At 42.2% G+C, this 3,796-nt stretch carries 3 protein-coding genes and 2 pseudogenes; 2 read left to right on the top strand and 3 right to left on the bottom strand.

Annotated elements, in window-relative coordinates; translation table 11 throughout:
- Positions 1-76 precede the first annotated feature (76 nt).
- Together HMPREF3168_RS05105 and HMPREF3168_RS05100 are read right to left on the bottom strand one after the other, a co-directional pair.
- The gene (locus tag HMPREF3168_RS05105; protein ID WP_003611488.1) at positions 77-2,323 is read right to left on the bottom strand and encodes a heavy metal translocating P-type ATPase; all 2,247 of its coding nucleotides are present in this window, start codon (positions 2,321-2,323) and stop codon (positions 77-79) included.
- A gap of 250 nt (positions 2,324-2,573) precedes the next feature.
- Positions 2,574-3,002, bottom strand: coding sequence for a CopY/TcrY family copper transport repressor (locus tag HMPREF3168_RS05100; RefSeq protein ID WP_070488816.1), 429 nt, complete (start codon positions 3,000-3,002; stop codon positions 2,574-2,576).
- Between the two features lie 287 nt (positions 3,003-3,289).
- Between HMPREF3168_RS05100 and HMPREF3168_RS10320 the strand changes: the two are divergent.
- A pseudogene (locus HMPREF3168_RS10320) lies at positions 3,290-3,427 on the top strand (IS5/IS1182 family transposase); the annotation flags it as partial.
- A pseudogene (locus tag HMPREF3168_RS10475) lies at positions 3,419-3,590 on the top strand (type II toxin-antitoxin system YafQ family toxin); the annotation flags it as partial. The pseudogenes HMPREF3168_RS10320 and HMPREF3168_RS10475, both read left to right, overlap by 9 nt.
- Here HMPREF3168_RS10475 and HMPREF3168_RS10470 read toward each other — a convergent pair.
- Positions 3,523-3,796 (bottom strand): hypothetical protein (locus HMPREF3168_RS10470; protein WP_210384546.1); only part of this gene is annotated, 274 nt, incomplete at its 5' end. The pseudogene HMPREF3168_RS10475 and the gene HMPREF3168_RS10470 sit on opposite strands and share 68 nt — an antisense overlap.

The raw sequence follows: 3,796 nt of genomic DNA, 5'->3' as shown, positions 1-3,796 counted from the left end.
TGAGTTGTAAAATCCCGGGAAATTAGCATTGACCAGACTACCAGCTGGTCTTTCTCCTCTTTTTGTCATCACTTAATTACACGTTTTTGATCTTTTTACCAGTCAATCCCATCGCATTAATTGCCACGATAATTGACGACATCGCCATGGCCACAGCACCAACGGCTGGGTCTAGAGTGATTCCCATAAATGACAACACACCGGCAGCGAGTGGAATTGCGACAATATTGTAGCCTGCTCCCCACCAAAGATTTTGAACCATTTTCTGATTTGTGATTTTAGCCAAATCAAGAAAATGTAAAATATCGCTGGGTTCTGATTTAACCAACACAACATCAGCGGAATCAATGGCAACATCGGTTCCGGCGCCAATTGCAATTCCAATATCGGCCGTGGCAAGACTTGGTGCGTCATTTACGCCGTCACCAACCATGATGACATGATTGCCCTTTGCTTGATAATCAGCAATAATCTTTTGCTTATCATCTGGTAATAGGCCTGCATGAAATTCAGTCAATCCTAGTAAGTTAGCAACGTGTTCCGCGGCTTTTGGATTATCGCCAGTGAGCATTACGGGGGTAATTCCTCGCCTCTGAAGACCACTAATTAATTCCTTAGCACCCGCTTTGATGGTGTCGCCTTCAGCAACCATTCCTTGAACTTGGGTGCCCTGCAATAGGAAGCTGACGGAATTACCCTTAGCAGCCCATTTATCAGCAGCGGCCTCGTCAAACCTAATCCCTTGCTTCGTTAAATAGTTACCATTAACAATCATATAGTCAGTGCCATCAACATTACCGGAAATACCAACGCCCGGAATATTTTGAGACTTTTCAGCCGCAACGACTTCAATGTCCTTCGCTCGGGCTTCAGCAATGATTGCTTGGGCCAGCGGATGAGTCGAATTATTTTCAAGGGCGGCCAGTCGGCTTAATAACGTTGTTTCGTCAATCCCATCATTTGGAATCAATGCATTCACCGTAAATTTACCTTCTGTTAACGTGCCAGTTTTATCCAAGAGAACGTGGCTAACGTGTTGACTTGCTTCGATGGCTTGGCGATTTCGAACTAATAGCCCATTTTGAGCGCCAATCGTAGTAGAACGAGAAACCACTAATGGAATCGCTAATCCTAACGCATGCGGGCAAGCAATCACGAAGACGGTCACCATGATCGTCATTGCAGTCTCTAATCCCTGGGGTAACCAGGCAAAGAAAGCAATAATCCCAACACCAAGTGCCGCATAAAATAGATACTTGGCAACTAAATCAGCTTTATCTTCTGCTTTAGATTTAGCTTGCTGGGCATTTTGAACCATTTTCATTACTTGAGAAAGATAGCCGGAGTCACCAGTACCACTAATTTTAACCGTTAGCGTCCCGTTATTGTTGGTTGTACCACCAATGACCTTATCGCCAACGTTCTTGGTAACGGCAGCAGATTCACCGGTTACCAGTGCTTCATTCACGGTCGACTCCCCAGCCGTAATAACACCATCGGCTGGAATACTCTCACCTGAACGTACTTGGACAGTTTGACCAACTTTTAAATCAGATACTGGCACTTCTTTTGTTTCACCATTATCTGTAACTAGATGGGCCGTCTTAGGCAACAGGGCCGCCATCTTTTGTAAGGCATCCCCAGCCCCCATCAATGCATTCATTTCAATCCAGTGTCCTAGAAGCATAATTAAAATCAGGGTTGCAAGTTCGAACGAAAAATCCATTACATGATTTGCCGGGTTCAAGAAGTTGTTGGCAATAAATGCGTACAAACTGAAGAAATACGAAACGGAAATTCCAAGGGTTACTAGCGTCATCATTTCAGGAGATTTATCTTGAATTTCCGCTTTAGCCCCCTTTAAAAATGGCATTCCGCCATAAAAGTAAAGTGCTGTATCAAACAAAACGATGATAATGCCAACAATTAGCGGTGAACTGAAACTAAGGATGGAAACGTTTAAACCCATGATTGGTGCTAACAGTAAAACTGGAATCGCTAAGACAACGGAGACCCAAAATTTAACTTTCAAATTCCCCATATGCATCATTGAGCCACCGTGCATCATCATGTCGGTCCCAGCCATATCCATATCACCGTGATTCATCCCACTCATATTCATAGTTTCGTGATTCATGTTCATTTGGCTGTGATCCCTTTCGGCCATATCGTAGTCCATGTTCATTTGATTATGATCCGTTTCGGTCATATCGTGATCCATTTTCATGTCATCATGATCCATATGACTCATATTTGATTCATTATTTTCCATATTCTTAGCACTCATGTTTTTCATGTTCATATGGTCCTCTTTATTTGCCATGATTATCGACCTCCTAAAAATAAGTGTGCGTAGCAAAGCGGTTAGAAGCCGGAATATAAGTTCCTTGTGTGGAAATCCCCGGGCTCGGGATTTTTCCACCAGATTCTTATATTTAAGCTTCTGCTTTGCGGAGCACCATGCCACTATATGAATGAGAATTACGACAAAAATTCATAAATTTCCGCCATCAGAAATCCCAGATTCTGGATTTTTGTGCAGCAATCCTAAAAGTAAACAGAACACCACAGTCTTAACACGTTTGATCACCTGGCAAGCAGTTACACTGAACTTCCTCGGGCGCTGTTTTGGCCTTTTCAGCTAGAATTGCCTGTAAGTTCGCAATATCTGCCCGTGAGAGTTCCCTTGACTGAATAACGCCGGCAATTGTTGAACCAGCCCGCATCGCACACATATGGTCAAACAAATCATCTGCCGCTGCCGCCATTGATTCCTTCTCGCCAACAACCGGCTTATACGTGAATGGTCGACTGCCGCCATGCTGCGCAACCGCCTGTTTTTGAATCAACCTGTGAAGTAGCGTTTTGGTTGTTGAAGCTGACCAGCCTTCTAATTCGTTCATAGCATCGATTAGTTCACGACTAGTCGCATGTCCCATTGTCCAAATTGCTCTCATAACCATCCATTCAGAATCGGTGATGGTTACATTCTTTGCATCCATCCTTTAATTGGCTTCCTCCATTAATTGAATTCTAAGTTTACATTTGTAAACTTCTAACACTTATTAGTTTACAACTGTAGTCACAATAATGCAACCTTTCTGCCAGAAAATACCATTACATTAAAAAAACGCCTAGATAATATTCCAGGCATGGCTTGATACGATATGTTAAATTAATGATCTGGGAATTTTGGGTTTTCTTGTTAGTATGGTGAAATGCCTCTTAGAACCTGTCTAGTATCTGCTGAATCTGGTAGAATTGTGGAAAACCTACTGAGGAGTTTGTCATGCCAGATTATCCAAGCAATATTTCTCGAGCGCAATTTGCGTTAATACAACCTGATTTAGAAAACTTCCGTAAGCATACAAGACCGCGTCGTTATGATCTTTATGACGTATTCAATGCCATCCTTTATCACTTACGAAGATACCCCGAAAAACAAAACACCAAGCGAAACTAACGATGTACTGGTGGTTTATACGATTGATAAAGATAAACTAGTCTTAATTGGCATTTGAGTCAGATCGCATGATCGTTTATTTCCTGGTCAAAATCGTTCAAAAAGGTATCGAAAGAATAACGAATAAAAGAAGCTATTTCTGGTATATAAAATAAATAACCCCTAATATCTACATTGAGTTTCAGATCAATTTTTTCGCAAAAAAGGCAAGGAAAAGATGTGCTTTTCAGGCCCTCGGCAGAGCCCCCGGAGGGCGTTTTGGCAAAAGGGAGCGAAAACCTTTTTGAGCCTGTGATTTTTTCGATCGCCAATTGCAAGAATAAATTGAACACT

Origin of the sequence: Lactobacillus sp. HMSC08B12 (assembly GCF_001808415.1) — a bacterium.
GTDB classification, from domain to species: Bacteria; Bacillota; Bacilli; order Lactobacillales; family Lactobacillaceae; genus Lactobacillus; species Lactobacillus delbrueckii.
This window is presented reverse-complemented; position numbering and strand designations above follow the sequence as displayed.

Coding starts and splice junctions, on each gene's coding strand:
- HMPREF3168_RS05105 (WP_003611488.1), bottom strand. CDS start 2,323: ATGGCAAATAAAGAGGACCATATGAACATGAAAAACATGAGTGCTAAG.
- HMPREF3168_RS05100 (WP_070488816.1), bottom strand. CDS start 3,002: ATGGATGCAAAGAATGTAACCATCACCGATTCTGAATGGATGGTTATG.